General features: G+C 70.8%; 17 protein-coding genes and 1 riboswitch. Of the genes, 12 read left to right on the top strand and 5 right to left on the bottom strand.

The genetic code is table 11. The features are described from left to right. Positions 1 to 61 precede the first annotated feature (61 nt). Entirely contained in the window at positions 62 to 481 is a 420-nt protein-coding gene (locus AB0K43_RS22865) for a hypothetical protein (protein WP_363642568.1), read from the bottom strand. Between the two features lie 50 nt (positions 482 to 531). Between AB0K43_RS22865 and AB0K43_RS22870 the strand changes: the two genes are divergently transcribed. Next, positions 532 to 1,503 (top strand): diacylglycerol kinase family protein, encoded by a 972-nt coding sequence (locus AB0K43_RS22870; protein ID WP_363642570.1) that lies wholly within the window; start codon positions 532 to 534, stop codon positions 1,501 to 1,503. Between the two features lie 345 nt (positions 1,504 to 1,848). After that, a complete protein-coding gene (locus AB0K43_RS22875; protein WP_014138019.1) occupies positions 1,849 to 2,100 on the top strand; it encodes a WhiB family transcriptional regulator in 252 nt (83 codons plus the stop codon). A 340-nt stretch (positions 2,101 to 2,440) separates the two neighbouring features. Here AB0K43_RS22875 and AB0K43_RS22880 read toward each other — a convergent pair whose 3' ends face one another. From AB0K43_RS22880 to AB0K43_RS22890, 3 genes are all read right to left on the bottom strand, one after another. Further along, positions 2,441 to 3,958: a histidine kinase N-terminal domain-containing protein gene (locus tag AB0K43_RS22880; protein ID WP_363642572.1), complete on the bottom strand. Its 1,518-nt coding sequence runs from the start codon at positions 3,956 to 3,958 to the stop codon at positions 2,441 to 2,443. A gap of 328 nt (positions 3,959 to 4,286) precedes the next feature. Next, positions 4,287 to 5,348, bottom strand: coding sequence for an SIS domain-containing protein (locus AB0K43_RS22885; protein ID WP_363642574.1), 1,062 nt, complete (start codon positions 5,346 to 5,348; stop codon positions 4,287 to 4,289). A 210-nt stretch (positions 5,349 to 5,558) separates the two neighbouring features. Further along, positions 5,559 to 6,869: a sugar transporter gene (locus AB0K43_RS22890; protein ID WP_363642576.1), complete on the bottom strand. Its 1,311-nt coding sequence runs from the start codon at positions 6,867 to 6,869 to the stop codon at positions 5,559 to 5,561. A gap of 559 nt (positions 6,870 to 7,428) precedes the next feature. On the opposite strand from AB0K43_RS22890, the gene AB0K43_RS22895 reads away from it, so the two are divergent. From AB0K43_RS22895 to AB0K43_RS22930, 8 genes are all read left to right on the top strand, one after another. After that, positions 7,429 to 8,742 (top strand): extracellular solute-binding protein, encoded by a 1,314-nt coding sequence (locus tag AB0K43_RS22895; RefSeq protein WP_363642578.1) that lies wholly within the window; start codon positions 7,429 to 7,431, stop codon positions 8,740 to 8,742. A 150-nt stretch (positions 8,743 to 8,892) separates the two neighbouring features. Next, positions 8,893 to 9,882 carry a sugar ABC transporter permease gene (locus AB0K43_RS22900; RefSeq protein ID WP_363642580.1) on the top strand — a complete coding sequence of 330 codons (990 nt, stop codon included), beginning with the start codon at positions 8,893 to 8,895 and terminating at the stop codon, positions 9,880 to 9,882. Next, entirely contained in the window at positions 9,879 to 10,790 is a 912-nt protein-coding gene (locus AB0K43_RS22905; protein ID WP_363642581.1) for a carbohydrate ABC transporter permease, read from the top strand. Before AB0K43_RS22900 ends, AB0K43_RS22905 begins: the two co-directional genes overlap by 4 nt. A 54-nt stretch (positions 10,791 to 10,844) precedes the next feature. Further along, positions 10,845 to 12,425, top strand: a complete 1,581-nt coding sequence (locus AB0K43_RS22910) for a glycoside hydrolase family 3 protein (RefSeq protein WP_363642583.1) — start codon at positions 10,845 to 10,847, stop codon at positions 12,423 to 12,425. Positions 12,426 to 12,662: 237 nt separating this feature from the next. Further along, the gene (locus AB0K43_RS22915) at positions 12,663 to 13,451 is read left to right on the top strand and encodes a GntR family transcriptional regulator (RefSeq protein WP_350637912.1); all 789 of its coding nucleotides are present in this window, start codon (positions 12,663 to 12,665) and stop codon (positions 13,449 to 13,451) included. Positions 13,452 to 13,650: 199 nt separating this feature from the next. Continuing rightward, positions 13,651 to 13,920 (top strand): DUF3311 domain-containing protein, encoded by a 270-nt coding sequence (locus AB0K43_RS22920; protein WP_363642586.1) that lies wholly within the window; start codon positions 13,651 to 13,653, stop codon positions 13,918 to 13,920. Continuing rightward, positions 13,917 to 15,539: a monocarboxylate uptake permease MctP gene (mctP, locus tag AB0K43_RS22925; protein WP_363642588.1), complete on the top strand. Its 1,623-nt coding sequence runs from the start codon at positions 13,917 to 13,919 to the stop codon at positions 15,537 to 15,539. Before AB0K43_RS22920 ends, mctP begins: the two co-directional genes overlap by 4 nt. A gap of 154 nt (positions 15,540 to 15,693) precedes the next feature. Continuing rightward, on the top strand, positions 15,694 to 16,449 hold the full coding sequence (locus AB0K43_RS22930) for a histidine phosphatase family protein (protein ID WP_363642590.1): 756 nt from the start codon (positions 15,694 to 15,696) through the stop codon (positions 16,447 to 16,449). Positions 16,450 to 16,545: 96 nt separating this feature from the next. Here the strand turns inward: AB0K43_RS22930 and AB0K43_RS22935 are convergent, their stop codons facing one another. Continuing rightward, positions 16,546 to 17,511, bottom strand: coding sequence for a helix-turn-helix domain-containing protein (locus AB0K43_RS22935; protein ID WP_363642592.1), 966 nt, complete (start codon positions 17,509 to 17,511; stop codon positions 16,546 to 16,548). Positions 17,512 to 17,819: 308 nt separating this feature from the next. Between AB0K43_RS22935 and AB0K43_RS22940 the strand changes: the two genes are divergently transcribed. Then, on the top strand, positions 17,820 to 18,332 hold the full coding sequence (locus AB0K43_RS22940; RefSeq protein ID WP_363642594.1) for a GNAT family N-acetyltransferase: 513 nt from the start codon (positions 17,820 to 17,822) through the stop codon (positions 18,330 to 18,332). Positions 18,333 to 18,414: 82 nt separating this feature from the next. Next, positions 18,415 to 18,556, top strand: a riboswitch (cobalamin riboswitch). A gap of 181 nt (positions 18,557 to 18,737) precedes the next feature. After that, positions 18,738 to 21,128, top strand: a complete 2,391-nt coding sequence (locus AB0K43_RS22945; RefSeq protein WP_363642661.1) for a ribonucleoside-diphosphate reductase subunit alpha — start codon at positions 18,738 to 18,740, stop codon at positions 21,126 to 21,128. Positions 21,129 to 21,135 lie beyond the last annotated feature (7 nt).

Genomic DNA, 21,135 nt, shown 5'->3' on the forward strand with positions numbered 1-21,135 from the left:
GGCACCGAGCCGGACGGCCGGGAGGCATCGCCTCCCGGCCGTCGGCCGTTCCCGCCCGGGCTCAGGCCCGGGCGTCGTAGAGCAGCCCGGTGACCTTCGGGTTGAGCAGCGCCACGATGCCGGTCAGCCCCAGGACGGCGACGGCCACCGCGACGGCGGCCATCGCGCCGCCGGACTGCCACATGTAGTAGGCGACCGGCAGGCAGATCGAGTTGGTCAGCACCGCCGGGCTGCGGCCCCAGCGGCGGCCGCGCAGCAGCGCCCGGCCGGCCAGCAACGGCAGCAGGCCCATCAGCAGCAGGACCACTCCGCCGGCCTCGCTGCGGCCCATCGACGCCGAGTCCCCGAGCAGCCCGGCGACCAGGTCGTACAGGCCCCACCCGGTCAGCGCGGCGCCCTCCAGGGCGGTGATGCCGGCCCCGAGCAGCAGCGCTGCGGGACGGGCGGGAGCGGGGGCGGGAGCGGCGGTTTCTGCGGTCACTCCAGCAGGGTAACCGCCGTCCCTCGATGAGCGCCCCGTAGGCTGACGCCATGCGCGCTCTCCTGGTCGTGAACCCCAAGGCGACCACCACCAGCAGCCGGACCCGGGACGTGCTGACGCACGCGCTGCGCAGTGATCTGAAGCTGGACGTCGCCCACACCGAGTACCGGGGCCACGCCCGGGACCTGGCCCGGGAGGCGGCCGCCGACGGCACGGTGGACCTGGTGGTGGCGCTGGGGGGCGACGGCACGGTCAACGAGGTGGTCAACGGGCTGCTCGCGAACGGGCTCTCCGAGCGGGTGCCCCGGCTGGCCGTCGTGCCGGGCGGCAGCACCAACGTCTTCGCCCGCGCGCTCGGCCTTCCGAACGACCCGGTGGAGGCCACCGGGGCACTGCTGGACGCGCTGGAGCAGCGGCGGGAGCGGGCCATCGGGCTGGGCAAGGCGATGACCGAGGGGCTGGAGGACCGCTGGTTCACCTTCACCGCCGGCCTCGGCTTCGACGCCGGTGTGGTGGGCAGGGTGGAGCAGCAGCGCAAGGCGGGGCGCAGGTCGACGCACGCGCTCTACGTCAACCAGGCCCTCCGGCACTACGTCACTGAGCGTGAACACCGCCGTTCGGGCCCGGTCACCCTGGAAATGCACGGCCAGGAGCCGGTTCCCGGCCTTGTCCTGGCCATAGTCTCCAACACCTCGCCATGGACCTTCCTGGGGAACCGGCCGGTGCTCCCCTCACCCTCCGCCTCCTTCGACACGGACCTCGACGTCTTCGGCATCACTCGAATGACGGCGTTCGGGACCGCTCGAACGGTCCGTCAGATTCTGCGCTCGCACGCCCCTACGGACGAGGCCTCCCAACCCTCCGGGCCGTCCGGGAAGCACGTCGTCTCCTATCACGACGTCCGGCACTTCACCTTGGTTTCACAGGAACCGGCCCCGTTTCAGGTCGACGGGGACCACCTTGGAGACAGGAGTCGCGTCAGTTTCACAGGCGTTCGGCGGGCACTGCGTGTGATTGTGTGACCAGAAGGGGGTCCCGCCCTTCTTCTCGAACGCGCTAGCCCCCTTCACCCCATAGAAGTACGGGCTGTGAGCTAGGCGACACCGAAGAATCAAAAATTCCTCCCCGAAGGGGGTTGTATCCGAGCCCGAGGTTTGCGAACCTCTACATGGCGATCGGGACACGTCGCAGCGGGACATCGCGACACATCCCTTGATAGCCGGAACCCCACCCCAGCACAGACCCCCCGGGCCTATTGGGCCTTTGGTCCCTTTTGCTGTTGCGGGATTCGTGAAAGCGTTCACATTCACAAGCCATCGAGTGAGTCGACCGGGCCACAGCCCGCCGACCGGAGGAGTTGGACGACCATGGACTGGCGCCACCGCGCTGTCTGCCGCGAAGAGGACCCGGAGCTGTTCTTCCCGATCGGGAACACCGGTCCTGCTCTGCTGCAGATCGAGGAAGCCAAGGCCGTGTGCCGCCGCTGTCCCGTCATGGAGCAGTGCCTGCAGTGGGCGCTGGAGACCGGCCAGGACGCCGGCGTCTGGGGCGGAATGAGCGAGGACGAGCGTCGCGCCATGAAGCGCCGTGCCGCCCGCAACCGTGCCCGCACCGCCTGACACACCGTCAAGCAGCAATCCGATCAACTCATGATCAAGGGCTCCGCCGCATCGGACGGCCGAGCCTTCCGCACCACGGACCACGTTCAGGCGAGGTCCGACGACGCGAGCGGCCCGGGCACTTGATACTGCTCACTGAGAGCAATATTGTGGAGCTCAGGCGCTCACCGTGTGCAACACGCGGGGCGGGCGTCGCGCCACCCAAGAGCCCCCGTTCCGGCCGACTCCCCCCGACGGCCGGAGCGGGTTGAGAGGCCCTGTCGACCCACCCCCCCGGTCGACAGGGCCTCGTTTCTCTTTCCGGGCCCGGCCCGCACTCCCCGGCCGCCGCGCCGGCCGGCTACGGGACGGGGATCTCCAGCACCACCTTGGTGCCGCCACCGGGTACCGCGACCATGTCGAAGGTGCCGCCCAGCTCGCCGCTCACCAGGGTGCGGACGATCTGCAGCCCGAGGTTGCCGCTCTGCTGGGGGTCGAAGCCCTCCGGCACGCCCTTGCCGTCGTCCTGCACCGTGATCAGCAGGTACTCGTCCGGCTTGGCGCCCCCGTTCCAGCTGTCCGACCAGCCCATCCCGGTCGCCGGGGCCCGCCCGCGCAGCGCGCTGACCTCGAGGTTCCCGGAGGCCGACGGACCGAAGGCGTGCTCCAGGGCGTTCTGCAGCACCTCGGTGAGGATCATGGCCAGCGGCGTGGAGATCTCCGCCGAGAGAATGCCGAAGCTGCCGGTCCGGCGGGCCGCCACCCGGCCGTCCTGGGACAGCTCCACGCACATCGCCAGCACCCGGTCGGCGATCTCGTCGAAGGCCACCTTCTCGTCCAGCGCCTGGGACAGCGTCTCGTGCACGATGGCGATCGAGCCGACCCGCCGGACCGCCTCGTCCAGCGCGGCCCGCCCGGCGTCCGAGTCCATCCGGCGGGACTGCAGCCGCAGCAGGGCCGCCACGGTCTGCAGGTTGTTCTTCACCCGGTGGTGGATCTCCCGGATGGTGGCGTCCTTGGTCATCAGCTCCCGATCGCGGCGCCGCAGTTCGGTGACGTCGCGGCAGAGCACCAGTGAACCGGTGAGCACGTCCTTCGGCTTGAGCGGGATGGTCCGCAGGGTCACCACCCCGCCCTGCGCCTCCACCTCGGTCTGCCGGGGCGCCCAGCCGCTGGCCATCTTCACCAGCGCCTCGTGCACGGCGCCGCGCGAGGGCGGCACCAACTCGGCCGTGGTGCGACCCAGATGGCTGCCCACCAGATCGGTGCTGAGCCCGATCCGGTGGTACGCGGAGAGCGCGTTGGGGCTGGCGTAGGTGACCACCCCGTCCACGTCCAGCCGGATCAGACCGTCGCCGACCCGGGGCGCGGCGTCCATGTCGGCCTGCTCGCCGGGGTACGGGAAGGTGCCGGCCGCGATCATCTGGGCCAGGTCGGAGGCGCTCTGCAGGTAGGTGAGCTCCAGCCGGCTCGGGGTGCGGACGGTCAGCAGGTTGGTGTTGCGCGCGATCACGCCCAGCACCCGGCCGTCCCGGCGGACCGGGATCGACTCGACCCGGACCGGCACCTCCTCGCGCCACTCCGGGTCGCCCTCGCGGACGATCCGGCCCTCGTCGAAGGCCGCGTCCAGCAGCGGCCGGCGGCCGCGCGGGACGAGGTGGCCGACCATGTCGTCGTGGTACGAGGTGGGGCCGGTGTTGGGGCGCATCTGGGCCACCGAGACGTAGCGGATGCCGTCCCAGGTGGGGATCCAGAGCACCAGGTCCGCGAAGGAGAGGTCGGAGAGCAGCTGCCACTCCGAGACCAGCAGGTGGAGCCACTCCACGTCGGCACCGGTGAGGGTGGTGTGGCGGCGGACGAGTTCGTTCAGCGAGGGCACACGCCGAGCGTAGCCAACCGGCACCGGAGGCGGCCTGCCGGAGTAGGCCGTCCCTGTTGTCCAGACCAATTGCGACGCTCCCCTGGACAACCCAGATTGGTCTAGTCCACAATGAAGACGCACCAAGGAGAGGCCCCCGCGCACACTGCCCTGACCGCGCGAGGCCCCTCCTCGGTCGGACATCGCCGGCCGGGAGTCCCGCACAACTCCCGTCCGGACCGAGGTCCGACGACAGCTCCGGGCTGCGGTGCCGCATGGGTTGAGGGTCCCGTGTCGGCGCCGTGGCCCGTAGTGCTTTCCGCCCCCCGGCGCGTTTGATACCGGCGGGTCAGTGGGTTTCGGTGACCTTGGCGAGGGCGCGGGGGGCGTCCGGGTCCTGGCCGCGGGCGATGGTGATCTCGTAGGCGAGGAGTTGGAGCGGGAGGATCTCCAGGATCGGCTGGACCTCCTCGGGGACCCCGGCCGGGAGGGCGAATCCCGCCGAGGCGGCCCGCACCTGCTCGCGCTGCCCCACCACCATCAGGTCCGCCCCGCGCCCCCGCAGCCGGTCGAGCACGGGCTGCAGCGCCTCGCCCCCCTTGCCGTCCGGCACGATCGCGATCACCGGGGAGACGTTGTCCACCATGGCCAGCGGCCCGTGCAGCAGGTCGGCGCCGGAGAACGGGGAGGCCGGGATGTAGGTGGTCTCCATCAGCTTGAGCGCCGCCTCACGCGCCGTCGGGTAGCCGTAGCCGCGCGAGGTGAGGACCAGCCGCTGGGCGAAGCGGTACCGCTCGGCGAGCGCCTTGACCTCGGCCTGACGGCCCAGCACCCCGGCGGCCAGCCCCGGGAGCACCTTGGCCGCCGCCCCGTCGCCGCCGCGCAGCCCCTCGACCAGCAGGTAGAGGGCCAGCAGCTCCGCGGTGTAGGTCTTGGTGGCCGGCAGCGCCTTCTCCGCCCCCGCGAGCACGTCGATGTGGAACTCGGAGACCTCCGCCAGCGGCGACGCCGCGTTGTTGGTCACGGCAAGCGTGATCGCCCCGGCCTCCCGGGCGGCCTTGGTCGAGGCCACCAGGTCGGGCGAGCCCCCGGACTGGCTGACGGTGATCACCAGCACGTCGGTGAGGTCCGGCTTGGCGCCGTACGCGGTGGTGGTGGACATCGAGGTGAGGCCGGCCGGCTTGCCCAGCAGGACCTCCACCAGGTACTTGGCGTACAGCGCCGCGTTGTCGGACGTGCCGCGGGCGGTCAGCAGGACGAACCGGGGGGTGCGGGACGCGATCTCGGCGGCGATCTCGCGGATCTTGGGAGCGCCCTCGTCGAGGATGCGCTGCAGGACGGCCGGCTGCTCGGCCATCTCCGCCGCCATGATCCGGCCAGGGGCCCAGGAGACGGTCTGAGGGTCGGACATCTGAGGTGCCTCCGATGAGATGGATCAACCCCGCGGCGGGCGGCTGCCCGGCGGGGACCTCTACGGCGGCGAGTCCGCACACTCGCTGCGGGCACCGGTGGAAGCCCGGCGCCCACCGGAATCCTACGGCCCGACCCCCCGGGAGGCACCCCTGCGGGCACCCCGGACGGTCGGGCCGGTCGGGCGCCCCGGACGGCCGGAGCGGTCGACTCAGGACGGGTTGTTGATCAGCTGGTCGATCTGCGCGTCGGCGGCCTTGGTCGCGTCCTCGACGGACTTCCCCTTGAGGATGTCGGTCAGCATGGTGACCAGGATGTTCTGCTTCTCGACCGCGCCCCAGCCGGGCGCCATCGGGATGAACCAGGCGTCCGGCACCGCGTTGGCGGCCGCCGCGGTCTCCGGCTTGGTCCGCAGCGGGCCGAGCTGGGTGAGGTTGTTCGGCAGGGTGTCCTTGTTGACCAGCACCTGCTGGGACTTGGTGGAGGTGAACATCCGGATCCAGTCCGCGGCCAGCGCCGGGGCCGTGGACCTGGAGGTCACCGCCAGGTCGGAGCCGCCGATGAAGGAGGGCAGCGGCTTGCCGTTCGGGCCCGGCATGCCGGCCAGCTTCACGGTGTCCTTCAGCTTCGGGTCGCCGGTGATCGGCGCCACCGCCACCGACACCTCCCAGCCGTTGCCGTAGAGCATGGCGGCCTTGCCGTGGCCGAGGACGTTGGCCTGGTTGAGCTCGTTGACCTTCCAGTCGCCGCGGTTGTACTTCTTCACCAGGTCGACGAAGTGCTGGATGCCCTGCTGCGACTTGGGGTCGCCGAGCGTGCCGTGCCAGACGCCGCCCGAGTCGAAGCGGGCGATCGCCCCGCCGTAGGCCGCCACGTACGACATCGCGGCGTACCAGTAGGGGCCGGGCAGGTAGAGGGCGGAGAAGCCCGAGTTGCCCTTGTTCTTCGCCTGGATCCGGTCGAGCGCGGAGAACAGCTCGTCCTCGGTCTTGGGCACCTCCGCGCTGCCGGTGGCGTCCTGGAACAGCTGGGAGTTGTAGATCCCGACCCGGGCACCCGCGTAGTACGGGACGCAGTAGAGCTTGTCCTGGTAGGTGCAGGTGTCGGCCAGGCCCTTGATCCAGCTGTCCGAGTTGTCGAAGGAGGACCGCTCCACCGGGGCGAGCGCACCGCTGAGGATGTACTTCATGGTCTCGGTGTTGCCGAGTTCGACCACGTCCGGGGCCGACCCTACCTTGATCGCCGAATCCAGGTTGGCGATCTTGTCGGTCCAGTTCTGGTAGCTCAGCCTGAGCTCGACCTTCGGGTACTTGGCCGCGAACTGGTCGTTGACCTGCTGGACCAGCTCGGGCCAGGTGGTCTGGGCCTCGTTCATCAGCCACACCGTGACCGTGCCGGTCATCGTCTTGGGGTCGGGGGCGGCCGACGGGGCCTTCTGCGCGGCCGACCCGCCCGATCCGCAGCCGGCCACGGCGGCCAGCAGGGCGGTGGCTCCGAGAGCCGCCAGGAACTGACGCTTCACGCATTCCTCCGATGACGGATGAGGTCTGCGCTGTGGAACAGACCGGATTTCCGGATACTGGCCTAGACCACTTAGCGCGTCAACGCGCGACCGGTGAGCTGGCGACTTCCGTTGCAGACCCGTTGTCAGACGTGAGCGGTGCGCGTCAAGAGGGCCGGCTTCAGGCCCACCCGAGACTGGCTTAATCCCCCGTTAAGGAAGCACCGGCCAGACGGCGGCGCGACCTCGAATCCCGACCAATTCGCACCGTTTCAGGGCGATTTGCCGGGAGAGTTGGTCCGGACCAACCCCCAACGGCCACCGACAGTGCACGGTCGCATCAAGCGTTGGTAACGGGTTGCGCAGAGCGCTGGGGAACCCTTGACGCCCTTCATTGGTCCATGCCAATCTCCAGGCGTTGGTCTAAACCAATGGTCTACTCCACCGCACGGATCGCACCGCCGACCTCGGCAGTTCGTATTCGCGCCATCCGGTGACATCCCCCCACAGGCACAGCGAAGCTCAGGGCTCTGGCCCGGCAGCCCGGTGCCATTCCTTGCTCATCCCTCTGGAGGATGGTTTGAACCGCAAGATCGCAGCCGTGGCCGCCATTGCCACCGTGCTCGTCGCCTCTGCTTGCTCCTCGTCCGGTTCCAGCAGCGACGCCAAGCAGGCGACGCTCAGCAAGGACGGCAAGGGCAAGACCGTCACCGTGTGGCTGATGGACGACGCGCAGAAGGGCTGGCCGGCGGTTGTCGACGCCGCCAAGAAGCAGTTCGAGGAGCAGACCGGCGCCACCCTCAAGATCGAGTGGCAGACCTGGACCAACTACACCACCAAGCTCGACACCGCGCTGCTCTCCGGCAACGCCCCGGACGCGCTGGAGCTCGGCAACACCCAGGCCGCCAAGTACATCGAGGCCGGCTCCTTCGTCGACCTGACCGGTGTCAAGGGCCAGTTCGACAACTCGGACAAGTGGCTGGACTCGCTCGCCGCCTCCGGCCAGAGCGCCGACGGCAGCAAGACCTTCGCCGTGCCGTACTACGCCGGTGCCCGCGTCCTGATCTACCGCAAGGACCTCTTCGCCGCGGCCGGCGTCACCAACCCGCCGACCACGCTGGACGAGCTGAAGGCCGGCCTGGCCAAGGTCAAGGCCGCCAACGCGAGCGTCCCCGGCTTCTCGGCCCTCTACATCCCCGGCCAGAACTGGTACACCGCCACCGCGTTCGGCGCCGGCGGCTTCGGCGTCAAGAACGTCATCGCCAAGAAGGACGGCGACAAGTTCACCGGCACCCTGACCGACCCGAAGTTCCTCGACGGCATCAAGACCTGGAACGACCTGCAGAAGGAGTTCTCGGTCGGCGGCACCACCACCGACGAGGCCACCCAGGACGCCCTGATGGCCAAGGGCAACATCGCCGCCATCATCGGCGCCGGCTGGGAGGTCGGCTCGGTCGTCGACCCGAAGACCGGTGACCCGAGCCTGGCCGACAAGCTCGCCACCATCGCCGTCCCCGGCACCGCCGCGGGTGCGCCGACCCCCGCCTTCCTCGGTGGCTCGGACCTGGCCGTGCCGGCCAAGGCCGCCAACGCGGGCCTGGGCGCGACCTTCCTGCAGATCTACACCAACACCAAGCAGCAGACCGAGCTGGCGAAGTTCGCCATCCCGAACAACAAGACCCTGGTCTCCGCCTACAAGGCCGCCAAGCCGGAGAACAAGGCCGCCGGTGACGCGGCCGAGGGCTCGACCTGGTTCATCCCGAACTCGCCGCTGTGGTCCGGCGCCGACGAGACCGCGCTGAAGAACGCCTTCGGTGCCATCGCCGCCGGCGGCGACGCGGCCGCCGAGCTGAAGAAGGCCCAGGACACCATCGTCAAGGACCTGAACGGCTGAACCGGCTGACCGCAGTGCCGTCGGAAGCCCGCCGGGGCTCCCGGGCCTGCCAGCGCTGAGCGCCAAGGGGGTGGGCAGTTCGCGAGGTCATGCGGACTGCCCACCCGCGCGCCAGGACCCACCCAGTTCGCGGGCCCGGGAAGGACCCTGATGAGTGTGACTAGCAACGAGACCCTGACCCGGTCCGAATCGGCCCCGCCCGCTTCGCCGGCCAAGGCGCAGCGCCGCGGCTTCTTCGCGGCCGGCCACCACATCCCCTACGCGCTGATCCTGCCGGCCGTCGTCGTGCTGGTGGGGATCATGGCGTACCCGCTGTTCAGACTGTTCGACCTGGCGTTCCAGAACATCAACCGGTACGCCTACATCGTCAACCCGTCGCTGGGGAAGTACATCGGGTTCGAGGGCTTCGGCAAGATCCTGGGCGACAGCCAGTTCTGGGAGGTCGTGCTCCGCTCCGTCTACTTCACGGCGGAACTGGTCATCCTCTCGATGGTGCTGGGGATGCTCTTCGCCCTGCTGCTGAACCGGGTCTCGAACTGGGTCAAGGTCACCGTCATCACCGTGATGATGTTCGTCTGGGCCATTCCGGCGCTGGTCAGCGGCACGGTGTTCCGCTGGCTGTTCGCGAGCAACGGCGGGGTGGTCGACTACATCGGCTTCCTGCTCACCGGTGACGAGTCGGTCAAGCACTACGACTGGTTCGGCAACCCGACCGTCGGCCTCTACGTGGTCTGCGCCGCCGTCATCATCTGGGGCGCCCTGCCGTTCCTGGTCCTGGGCCTCAACGCCGCCCTGACCCAGGTGCCCAAGGAGCTGATGGAGGCCGCCAAGCTGGACGGCGCGGGGCCGCTGCAGGCGTTCCGCCACGTGGTGATCCCGGTCATCAGGCCGTTCCTGCTGGTCACCACCGCGCTCAGCTTCATCTGGGACTTCCAGGTGTTCGCGCAGATCTTCTCGATCCGCAACACCTCGCCCGAGGACGGCTACTGGACCATCGGGATCTACCTGTACGAGAAGGGCATCGTCGCGTCGAAGTACAGCGACAGCTCGGTGATCTCGATCGCCATGATCCTCCTCATGCTGGCGGTGCTCGTCTTCTACATCCGCCAGATGCTCAAGATCGGAGCCAACGAGCGATGACCACCGTCGACGTACCGACCGACCGACCGGCCGCCGCCGCCGCCCCCAAGGTCAGGGCCAAGGTCCGCACCACCGGTGAGAGCCGGGGCATGACCTGGGTCTGGAACACTCTCGGCCTCGGCTTCGCCGCCGTGATGGGCTTCCCGATCTACTGGATGATCATCACCACCTTCAAGACGAACAAGGACCTGATCTCCAAGGACCCGACCTTCTGGCCGAGTTCGTTCTCGTTCGACAGCTACACCACGATCTTCGACGACAAGGCCTTCCTGCCGGCCCTGCAGAACACCGCGGTGATCACCATCGGCTCGGTGCTGCTCGGCCTGGTGATCGGCTTCCTCGCCGCGGTCGCGGTCGCCCGGTTCGACTTCCGCGGCCGCAACTTCTTCATCGTCACGATGCTCGTGGTCCAGATGGTGCCGCTGCTGGCGATCCTGATCCCGCTGTACGTGGTGATGAACGAGGCCGGGCTGACCAGCTCGATCTTCGGCGTGATCCTGGCCTACCTGGTCTTCACCGTCCCGTACGTGGTGTGGACGCTGCGCTCGTTCATCGTGAACATCCCGGCCGAGCTGGACGAGGCGGCCATGGTCGACGGCTGCACCAAGTGGGGCGCGTTCTTCCGGGTCATCCTGCCGCTCACCCTGCCCGGTCTGATCACCACCGGCGTGTACAGCTGGATCCAGGCCTGGAACGAGTTCATCGTCGTCAACACGATGCTCAGCAGCGGCGGCAAGCAGACCTCGATGGCCTGGCTGACCTTCTACGCCACCACCCCCACCCGTGGTGCGGACTACGGCGCCCAGATGGCCGGCGCGCTGCTGGTCTCGCTGCCCGTGATCCTGATGTTCGTGATCTTCCAGAAGAAGGTGTCGGCGGGCCTCACCGCCGGTGCGGTCAAGGGCTAGCCCCCTTCCTCACCCCACCGCACCTCCCGCACCTCATCCCCCAGGGAAGGAACCATGGCGACTTCTGGCACGGAAAGCGTCGAACTCCTGACGGACGCCGGAGCGGTCCTCCAGCCCGGATTCGCCGGCCTGACCGCGCCCGACTGGCTGCGCCGCAGACTGGGCTCGGGCGAGCTGGGCGGTGTGGCGCTCTTCGGCCGCAACATCCGTACTCCGCAGCAGGTGGCGCGGCTGACCGGGGAGCTCTACGCGCTCAACCCGGACCTGCTGATCGCCACCGACGAGGAGGGCGGGGACGTCACCCGGCTGGAGGTCACCAGCGGTTCCTCCTACCCGGGCAACCTCGCGCTCGGCCGGGTCGACGACGTCGACCTGACCGAGCGGGTCGCCCGCTCGATCGGCTTCGACCTCGCGACGGTCGGGGTCAACCTGGACTACGCGCCGAGCGCCGACGTCAACTCCAACCCGCTCAACCCGGTGATCGGGGTACGCGCCTTCGGGGACGACGGCGAGCTCGCCGCCCGGCACACCGCCGCCTACGTCCGCGGCCTCCAGTCGGCCGGTGTGGCGGCCTGTGCCAAGCACTTCCCCGGCCACGGCGACACCACCGGGGACTCCCACCTCGGACTGCCCCGGATCGACCTGAGCCAGGAGCAGTTCCAGGAGCACCTGCTGCCCTTCCGGGCCGCCGTCGCGGCCGGCGTGAAGAGCATCATGACGGCGCACATCCTCTTCCCCGCCTACGACGAGCACCTGCCGGCCACCATGTCCTCGGCGATCCTCACCGACCTGCTCCGCGGCGAGCTCGGCTTCGATGGCCTGATCGTCACCGACGGGATCGAGATGGGCGCCATCTCGGGCACCCACGGCGTGGCCGCCGGCACGGTGCAGGCGATCGCGGCCGGCGCCGACACCATCTGCGTGGGTGGCGGCCTGCAGGACGAGGCCGCCTTCCTCTACCTGCGCGACGCACTGGTCTGGGCGGTCCGCGAGGGCCGGCTGTCGGCCGAGCGGCTGCACCGGGCGGCCGAGCGCAACCGGGCGGTGGCCCGCTGGTCGGCCACCGTGCGGCAGTCCCAGGTGGGCGCGCACGGCGAGGTCGGGATCGGCCTCGCGGCGGCCCGCCGGGCGCTGCGGGTGCACGGCGGGCTGCGCCCGGTCCAGGGCGTGCCGCACGTGGTGGAGTTCTCGCCCGGCGCCAACATCGCGGTCGGCGAGGAGACCCCCTGGGGGGTGGCCGGCCCGCTGGCCGAGCTGATCCCCGGCACCACCCGGACCAGGGTCACCCCGCCGGCCACCCGGCTGGAGGGCTCCGGCCTGCTGCACGTCCCGGTCGCCGCCGAGGGGGCGGAGGTCGACCTGGCGCCGCTGCTCGGCGCGGCGGTCGGCCGGCAGCTGGTCCTGGTCGTCCGGGACGTGCACCGGCACCCGTGGATGCGGCGCGCCGCGCTCGCCCTGGTGGAGGCCCGCCCGGACGCGGTGGTGGTCGAGATCGGCACCGCGTACGGCCTGGGCGAGCTGTTCGGGGCCCGCGGCGTGACCGTGCTGGCCACCCACGGCGGCTCCCGGGTCTGCGGGATCGCCGCCGCCGAGGCGCTGGCGGGGCTAGGGGTGCCGACCGCCCAGTCCGGCTGACCGGGGCCCTTCGGGGCGCCCAGGGGCCCGTACGGACCGGTCCACGAGCCGCTCCGCGGACCGGTCCCGCGGGTCGCCGGCGGGCGGCTCCGGGCGGATGCCCGGGGTTCTCGCCGGGGACCGCAAGATTTTGGTTGCAGAAGGGAACTCACGCCGACCGGCCCCCGCGTGCAACCATGTGCTGATACATCGATGGAGGAGCCGGTGACGGCTGCACTGCGAGGAGTGAGAGCGGCCATGAGCGGCGACAGGGACACGGCGGACCTCCCCGGAGGAACCACGGTGCCGGCACAGTCCGGTCCTGCCACCGACACGGCGGCCCGGGTCCCCAAGTACTACGGCCTGAAGCGGCACCTGCTGCAGCTGACGGAGGTTCAGCCGGCCGGTACGCCGGTGCCGCCCGAGCGCGCGCTGGCCGCCCAGTTCGACACCTCGCGGACCACCGTCCGCCAGGCGCTGCAGGAGCTGGTGGTGGAGGGCCGGCTGGAGCGGATCCAGGGCAAGGGCACCTTCGTGGCCAAGCCCAAGGTCGCCCAGGCGCTCCAGCTGACCTCGTACACCGAGGACATGCGCGCCCAGGGCCTGGAGCCCACCTCCCGGCTGATCGAGCTCGGCTACATCACCGCCGACGAGCGGCTCGCCCCACTGCTGGACATCAAGCCCGGCGGCCGGGTGCTGCGGATCGAGCGGCTGCGGCTGGCCAACGGCGACCCGATGGCGATCGAGGTGGCCCACCTGTCGGCCAAGCGCTTCCCGGCGCTGCGCCGCAACCTGGCCAAGCACAACTCGCTCTACACCGCGCTGCGCGAGGTCTACGGGGTGACCGTGGCCGAGGCCGAGGAGACCATCGAGACCACTCTGGCCGACCCGCGCGAGGCCGGTCTGCTCGGCTCCGACCTGGGCCTGCCGATGCTCCAGCTCTCCCGGCACTCCTTCGACACCGAGGGCCAGCCGGTCGAGTGGGTCCGCTCGATCTACCGCGGCGACCGGTACAAGTTCATCACCCGGCTCAAGCGCCCGGAGTAGGCCCGGATCGACCGGATTCGCCCGGTCTGTCCGTCCGATTCGCGAGAAGTTCCGTCGCGCCCAGTGACACAGGTCACTGGGTGCCCTACATTTCGCTCCCGTACTGACTACTGGTCACCACTGGTGCTGCTCGGCGGGCGGACAGCGATGTGCGTTGCGGCGCCGACGAGGTGAACCCTCTTCAGCCGGAGCCGCAATCATGTCGTCAGAAGTCCCAGCACTCCCACAGGTCACGCCGGCCCGGGTCCTGGCCGGGCTGTGCCTGGCCGTGCCCGTCGTCTCGATGCTCTGGGTCGCCTCCTACACCAAGACCGGGCCCGAGCTCGGCGGGATGCCGTTCTTCTACTGGTACCAGTTGATGTGGGTGCCGGTCTCGGCCGTGTTCACGGTCGGCGCCTACCTGCTGATCAACCGGGACGAGAAGGCCCGCAAGGCCGCCAGGGCCGCCCAGGGCGGTGCCGGGCGATGAAGGACCTCAACACCGTCGCCCTGACGGTCTTCCTGCTGTTCTTCGCCCTGGTCACCGTGATGGGCTTCCTGGCCTCGCGCTGGCGCAAGGCCGACAACGCCCTGCACCTCGACGAGTGGGGCCTGGGCGGCCGGAGCTTCGGCACCTGGGTCACCTGGTTCCTGCTCGGCGGCGACCTGTACACCGCGTACACCTTCATCGCCGTCCCGGCGGTGATCTACGGTGCGGGCGCCGCGGGCTTCTTCGCGGTGCCGTACACGATCATCGCGTACCCGCTGGTCTTCCTGTTCCTGCCGCGCCTGTGGTCGGTCTCCCGGGTGCACGGGTACGTCACCCCGGCCGACTTCGTGCGCGGGCGGTACGGCTCCAAGGGCCTGTCGCTGGCGGTCGCGCTGACCGGGATCCTGGCCACCATGCCGTACATCGCGCTGCAGCTGGTGGGCATCCAGGCGGTGCTGGACGTGCTCGGGGTCGGCGGCTCCGGGAACTGGTTCATGAAGGACCTGCCGCTGTTCCTGGCCTTCGCCGTGCTGGCGGCCTACACCTACTCGTCCGGGCTGCGGGCGCCGGCCCTGATCGCGTTCGTCAAGGACGGACTGATCTACCTCGTGATCATCGTGGCGGTGATCTACATCCCGATGCGGCTCGGCGGGTACGGGCACATCTTCGACGCCGCCGCGCAGAAGTTCTCCACCGTCAACCCGAGCACCGGCAAGCCGATCGGCCAGCTGATCACCGGGCCCAAGGCCCAGTGGGGCTACGCCACGCTGGCGCTCGGCTCCGCGATGGCGCTGTTCATGTACCCGCACTCGGTCACCGGGGTGCTGGCCTCCAGGTCACGCAACACGGTGCGCCGCAACATGGCGCTGATGCCGGCCTACTCGCTGATGCTGGGCCTGCTGGCGCTGCTCGGCTTCATGGCGATCGCGGCCGGGGTGGGCAAGGGCGTCAAGGGCTTCAACGCCCAGCTGTCGGTGCCGCAGCTGTTCGAGGACATGTTCCCGGACTGGTTCACCGGCGTGGCCTTCGCCGCGATCGGCATCGGCGCCCTGGTGCCGGCCGCGATCATGTCGATCGCCGCCGCCAACCTGTTCACCCGCAACGTCTACAAGGAGTTCCTCAAGCCCGGCGCCACCGCGGCCGAGGAGACCAAGGTCGCCAAGATCGCCTCGCTGCTGGTCAAGGTCGGCGCGCTGGCCTTCGTGCTGACCATGGACAAGCAGTTCGCGATCAACCTGCAGCTGCTGGGCGGCCTGTGGATCCTGCAGACCTTCGTCTCGATCGTCGGCGGCCTGTTCACCCGCTGGTTCCACCGCTGGGCGCTGCTGGCCGGCTGGGCGGCGGGCATGGGGTACGGCACCTGGAAGGCCTACGGGGTCTCCTCGCCCGCCACCAAGCACTTCGGCGGCAGCTCCGCGGAGATTCCCGGGATCGGCGAGATCGGCTACATCGGGCTCACCGCGTTCGTGCTGAACCTGCTGGTGGCCGTGGTGCTGACGCTGGTGCTGCGGGCCGCCAAGGCCCCGGAGGGCGTGGACGCCACCTCGCCGGCCGACTACAGTGCCGACGCCGGCGAGCCGGCCGTCGAGGGCGCCCCGCAGCCTGCGGCAGCGCACTGAGTCATCGGGAGCGCGCACAAAGCCCTGTGTGCGCCCTGTGATCGCGCCGTCGCCTCGGTCAACACTTGAGGCGACGGCGCGATCATATCGGGCGATGATCTGTGTGGCGGGCCGTTCGTCCCAGGCAGAGACGAGGAAACGGGGAGACGCTGCCATGACCGAGCTCGGCACCATCCTGAACGGACACCGGAACCACCGCGAGGGCACCCGGCTGCCCTCACTGCTGATCGCCACCCGGCACGGCGAGTCGACCGCCAACGTCGAGTTCAAGCACGCCGACGCGACCGGGGCGCTGACCGTCCCGATCACCAGCCGGGACGCCGACATCCCGCTCTCGATGCGCGGCCAGGCCCAGGCCCAGGCGCTCGGCCGCTGGTGGGCGGCGCTGCCGGCGGCCGACCGCCCGCGCAGCGTCTGGTGCTCGCCGTACCTGCGCACCACCGAGACCACCCGGATCGCGCTCGCCCAGGCCTGCGGGCTGGGCGCGGTGCCGGTCACGATCCCGGTCCGGCAGGACGAGCGGCTGCGGGACAGAGAGCTGGGCGTCCTGGAGATGCTCACCAAGGCCGCGATCGAGAAGGAGCACCCGAGCGAGGCCGCCCGCCGCCGCCGGATGGGCGAGCTGCACTACCGGCCGCCCGGCGGCGAGTCCTGGCTGGACGTGGCGCTGCGGGTGCGCAGCCTGCTGCGCGACCTGGGCGAGGAGGAGGACGGCCACCCGGTGCTGGTGGTCGCGCACGACTGCACCGTGCTGATGCTGCGCTACATCCTGGACCGGCTCACCGAGCCCGACCTGATCGCCCTCGAACCGGTGCGCAACTGCTCCGCCAGCCGCTGGCGGGCCGACTGCGGCCGGCTGGTGCCGGACGGCTGGAACGACACCGGCCACCTGGACCGACCCGCCTCCTGACCCCCCTGCCCCGCCGCCCGACCGATCCCCTGCCCGACCGATCCCCTGCCTGACCGATCCCCTGCCCCACCGCTGCTCCGGCCCCGCCGCCCCGGCTCACCGGCCGGCGGGCTGCCCCACGCCGCCGAAGGCCCGCCGGTAGGCCTGCGGGGTGGTGCCCAGCCAGCGGCCGAAGTGGTGCCGCAGGGTGGCCGCGTTGCCGAACCCGCAGCGGGCCGCCACCGCGTCCACCGGCTCGCCGGTGCCCTCCAACAGGCGCTGGGCCAGCAGCACCCGCTGGCCGGTCAGCCAGCGGTGCGGGGTGGTCCCGGTCTCCTGCTGGAAGCGGCGGGCGAAGGTGCGCGGCGACATGTGCGCCCTGGCGGCCAGCTGGTCCACCGTGAGCTCCTGGTCGAGGTGGTGGCGGAGCCACTCCAGCAGGCCGCCCAGCGAATCGCCGTCCTCGGCCGGCAGCGGCCTGGCGACGAACTGCGCCTGGCCGCCGTCCCGGTGCGGTGCGACCACCATCCGGCGGGCGATCCCGCGGGCCACCTCGGGCCCCTGGACCTTGCGGACCAGGTGCAGGCAGGCGTCGATGCCGGCGGCGGTACCGGCCGCGGTGATCACCGGGTCCTCGTCCACGTAGAGCACGTCCGGCTCGACCGTGGTGAGCGGGAAGCGCGCGGCCAGCCGCTCGGAGTGCCGCCAGTGGGTGGTGCAGCGGCGCCCGTCGAGCAGCCCGGCGGCGCCCAGCAGGAAGGTGCCGCTGCAGATCGACAGCACCCGCGCGCCACGCTCCACGGCCGCCCGCAGGGCCTCGATCAGCGGGGCCGGGAACCCGTCCTGGATGCCGGTCGCGGCGGCGATCACCAGGTCGGCCTCGGCGATCCGCTCCGCGCCGTACGGTACGTCGACGCTGAAGCCGGCATGGGTGCGCAGCGGGCCGGGGCGGGCCGAGGCGAGCGCGAAGTCGTAGACCGGCAGGCCGTCGTCGCTCCGGTCCAGGCCGAAGATCTCGCAGGCCACCCCCAGCTCGAAGGGGTGGACCTCCTCCAGCACCACGGCGACCACGTTCTTCAGCATGGCTCCAGCATGGCGGTGGCAGGTTTTCGAGGCAAGTGGGCATTTCTGCCACTCGTCCGCCTGCGGGGCCCTCGCGAGAGTGGAGGCATGACCTCCTCAGCGCTCCACGGCGTGCTCGCCCTGGCCGGCGCGGCCGGCGCCTTCGGCCTGCTCGGCCTGCTGGTCGGCCGCGACCTCGACCGCACCGGCCGGCACGGCCGGGACAACTGGCACCGCTCCGGCGGCTACCCGGCCGACCCCGGTCTGCCGGACCGGCTGCACGGCACCCTGCCCACCGGCACCGACCCGGCCTTCGGCAGAATCGGGGCATGGACGCCGTCACCGATCTCGTCATCCGCCACGCCCGCGAGGAGGACCTCGCCCCGGCCGGAGCGCTCTGCGTCGAGGTCTACGTCGGCGAGGGGCACAGCAAGCCCGACGGCCCCTACGCCGAGCTCCTCGGGGACGCCCGGCGCCGGGCCGAGGAGGCCGAGCTGCTCGTCGCCCTCGATCCGGCCGGCGGACCGGGAGCCGTGCTCGGCTGTGTGACCTTCGCCGCGGGCGGCAACCCCTGGGCCGACATCGCCGAGCCGCACGAGGGCGAGATCCGGATGCTGGCGGTCGCGCGGGCGGCCCGCGGCCGCGGCGCCGGCGGCGCCCTGGTGCGCGCCGCGATGGCGCGCAGCCGGGAGCTGGGGCTCACCGGAATGGCGTTCTCCACCCGCCCGCAGATGACCGCGGCCCATCGTGTCTACGAACGACTGGGCTTCCACCGGGCCCCGGAGCGGGACTGGGAGCCGGCGCCCGGCGTCGGCGTGATCGTCTACTCCATCACATTCTGAGGCTCGGCCAGGGCCCGGTCCGGTGGCACAACGCAGTTGAGCGACCACGACACGCGGCACTACATCTGGTGGCGCATCCTGAGCCCGCCCACAACATGTATGCTCGCTCTCGCTGTCGACGCAGGGAAACCCGGTGGGAGTCCGGGGCTGCCCCGCAACGGTGAGCGGGCTTCGCAACACCCTGACCCGCGAGTCCGAGACCTGCCGACGGTGTGCCACACGGCTTCCCCGCAGATGCCTTGCAGCACCGCAGTACTTGTCCGGGCCTCGCGGGTGGGCCGGGGTGGGACCATGCGCGCCTGGTGATTCGGCGTGCCGCTCCGCCCTGTCCGCAACGGTCCGGCTGATCTCGTCCGCCGCCGCCACAGGAGAGAGTGCGCCTTGACCGTCGCTGCCTCAGTCGCCCTGCCGTCCCAGGGTTCAGCCTCCGTCGCCCAGACCGATCCCGGTGCCGCGCTGCTCCGGCTGCTCACCGACCGGAGCACCGACCTCCCCCAGGTGGACCCCGGCCACGTCGCCGCCGCCGCGCTGCGCGGCCGCCACGCCGGCTCCGACTTCGCGGAGCTGCGCGGGCTGGCCGTGGAGGCCGCCGCGTCGATGATCGCCGAGGACCCCCAGTACTCGAAGCTGGCCGCCCGCCTGCTGGCGCTGGAGATCTCGGACGAGGCGATCGGCCAGGGCGCCCTCTCGTTCTCCGCCTCGATCGCCGTCGGCCACGCCGAGGGCCTGATCGGCGACACCACCGCCGCCTTCGTGGCCCGGCACGCGGACGCCTTCGACGCGCTGATCGACCAGCAGGGCGACGACCGCTTCGAGTACTTCGGCCTGCGGACCGTGCAGTCCCGGTACCTGCTGCGCCACCCGATCACCCGCAAGGTGATCGAGACCCCGCAGCACTTCCTGCTCCGGGTCGCCGCCGGGCTGGCGGTCGGCGACAGCGAGAAGTCGGTGCGCGAGGTCGCCGAGCTGTATGCGCTGATGAGCGCGCTCTCCTACCTGCCGTCCTCGCCGACCCTGTTCAACTCCGGCACCAAGCACCCGCAGATGTCCAGCTGCTACCTGCTGGACTCGCCGCTGGACAACCTGGACTCGATCTACTCGCGCTACGCGCAGATCGCCCGGCTGTCCAAGCACGCCGGCGGCATCGGCCTGTCCTACAGCCGGATCCGCTCGCGCGGCAGCCTGATCCGCGGCACCAACGGCCAGTCCAACGGCATCGTGCCGTTCCTGCGCACCCTGGACTCCTCGGTCGCCGCCGTCAACCAGGGCGGCCGGCGCAAGGGCGCGGCCTGCGTCTACCTGGAGACCTGGCACGCCGACATCGAGGAGTTCCTGGAGCTCCGCGACAACACCGGCGAAGAGGCCCGCCGCACCCACAACCTCAACCTGGCGCACTGGATCCCGGACGAGTTCATGCGCCGGGTCAACGCCGACGCGGACTGGTCGCTGTTCTCCCCGGCCGACGTGCCCGAGCTGGTCGACCTGTGGGGCGCCGACTTCGACGAGGCGTACCTGAAGGCCGAGCAGGCCGGCAAGGCCGTGCGCACCATCCCCGCGCAGACCCTGTACGCCCGGATGATGCGCACCCTGGCGCAGACCGGCAACGGCTGGATGACCTTCAAGGACGCCTCCAACCGCGCCGCCAACCAGACCGCGCTGCCCGGCCGCACGGTGCACTCCTCGAACCTGTGCACCGAGATCCTGGAGGTCACCGACGACTCCGAGACCGCGGTCTGCAACCTGGGCTCGGTCAACCTGGGCGCGCACGTGGCGGACGGCGCCTCGGTCGAGGACCTGCTCGGCGCGATGGACTGGGAGCGGCTGGACGCCACCGTGCGCACCGCCGTGACCTTCCTGGACCGGGTCATCGACATCAACTTCTACCCGACCCCCGAGGCCGGGAACTCCAACTCCCGCTGGCGGCCGGTCGGCCTCGGCGTGATGGGCCTGCAGGACGTCTTCTTCAAGCTCCGGATCGACTTCGACTCGGCCGAGGCCAAGCAGCTCTCCACGCTGATCTCCGAGCGCATCATGCTCACCGCCTACGAGCGCTCCAGCGAGCTGGCCGAGGAGTTCGGGCAGCACAGCGCGTACGCGGAGACCCGGGCCGCCCGCGGCCAGCTGCACATCGACCACTTCGACACCGCCCCGCAGTGGAGCGGGCGCTGGGACGCGCTGCGCGCGAAGATCGCCACCACCGGCCTGCGCAACTCGCTGCTGCTGGCGATCGCGCCGACCGCGACCATCGCCTCGATCGCCGGTGTGTACGAGTGCATCGAGCCGCAGGTCTCCAACCTGTTCAAGCGCGAGACGCTGTCCGGCGAGTTCCTCCAGGTCAACCCGTACCTGGTGCGCGAGCTCAAGGAGCTCGGTGTCTGGGACCAGCAGACCCGGGACGCGCTGCGCGAGGCCAACGGCTCGGTGCAGGAGCTGAACTGGCTGCCGGCCGGCGTCCGTTCGCTCTACCGCACCGCGTGGGAGCTGCCCCAGCGCGCGCTGATCGACCTGGCCGCCGCCCGGCAGCCGTACATCGACCAGAGCCAGTCGCTGAACCTCTTCATGGCCGCGCCGACCATCGGCAAGCTCAGCTCGATGTACGCCTACGCCTGGAAGGTCGGTCTGAAGACCACCTACTACCTGCGTTCGCGTCCGGCCACCCGGATCGCCCAGGCCGCGTCCGGCGCCGCCCGCACCGCCGCCCCCGTGCCGGTGCCCTCCCCCACCCTCTCCCCGGAGGAGGAGGCGGCGCTCGCCTGCTCCCTGGAGAACCCCGAGTCCTGCGAGGCCTGCCAGTGAGTTCCGC

The organism is Kitasatospora sp. NPDC049258 (assembly GCF_040678895.1).
Taxonomy (GTDB): domain Bacteria; phylum Actinomycetota; class Actinomycetes; order Streptomycetales; family Streptomycetaceae; genus Kitasatospora.

Coding starts and splice junctions, on each gene's coding strand:
- AB0K43_RS22870 (WP_363642570.1), top strand. CDS start 532: ATGCGCGCTCTCCTGGTCGTGAACCCCAAGGCGACCACCACCAGCAGC.
- AB0K43_RS22875 (WP_014138019.1), top strand. CDS start 1,849: ATGGACTGGCGCCACCGCGCTGTCTGCCGCGAAGAGGACCCGGAGCTG.
- AB0K43_RS22885 (WP_363642574.1), bottom strand. CDS start 5,348: ATGTCCGACCCTCAGACCGTCTCCTGGGCCCCTGGCCGGATCATGGCG.
- AB0K43_RS22900 (WP_363642580.1), top strand. CDS start 8,893: ATGAGTGTGACTAGCAACGAGACCCTGACCCGGTCCGAATCGGCCCCG.
- AB0K43_RS22905 (WP_363642581.1), top strand. CDS start 9,879: ATGACCACCGTCGACGTACCGACCGACCGACCGGCCGCCGCCGCCGCC.
- AB0K43_RS22910 (WP_363642583.1), top strand. CDS start 10,845: ATGGCGACTTCTGGCACGGAAAGCGTCGAACTCCTGACGGACGCCGGA.
- AB0K43_RS22915 (WP_350637912.1), top strand. CDS start 12,663: ATGAGCGGCGACAGGGACACGGCGGACCTCCCCGGAGGAACCACGGTG.
- AB0K43_RS22920 (WP_363642586.1), top strand. CDS start 13,651: ATGTCGTCAGAAGTCCCAGCACTCCCACAGGTCACGCCGGCCCGGGTC.
- mctP (WP_363642588.1), top strand. CDS start 13,917: ATGAAGGACCTCAACACCGTCGCCCTGACGGTCTTCCTGCTGTTCTTC.
- AB0K43_RS22930 (WP_363642590.1), top strand. CDS start 15,694: ATGACCGAGCTCGGCACCATCCTGAACGGACACCGGAACCACCGCGAG.
- AB0K43_RS22935 (WP_363642592.1), bottom strand. CDS start 17,511: ATGCTGAAGAACGTGGTCGCCGTGGTGCTGGAGGAGGTCCACCCCTTC.
- AB0K43_RS22940 (WP_363642594.1), top strand. CDS start 17,820: ATGGACGCCGTCACCGATCTCGTCATCCGCCACGCCCGCGAGGAGGAC.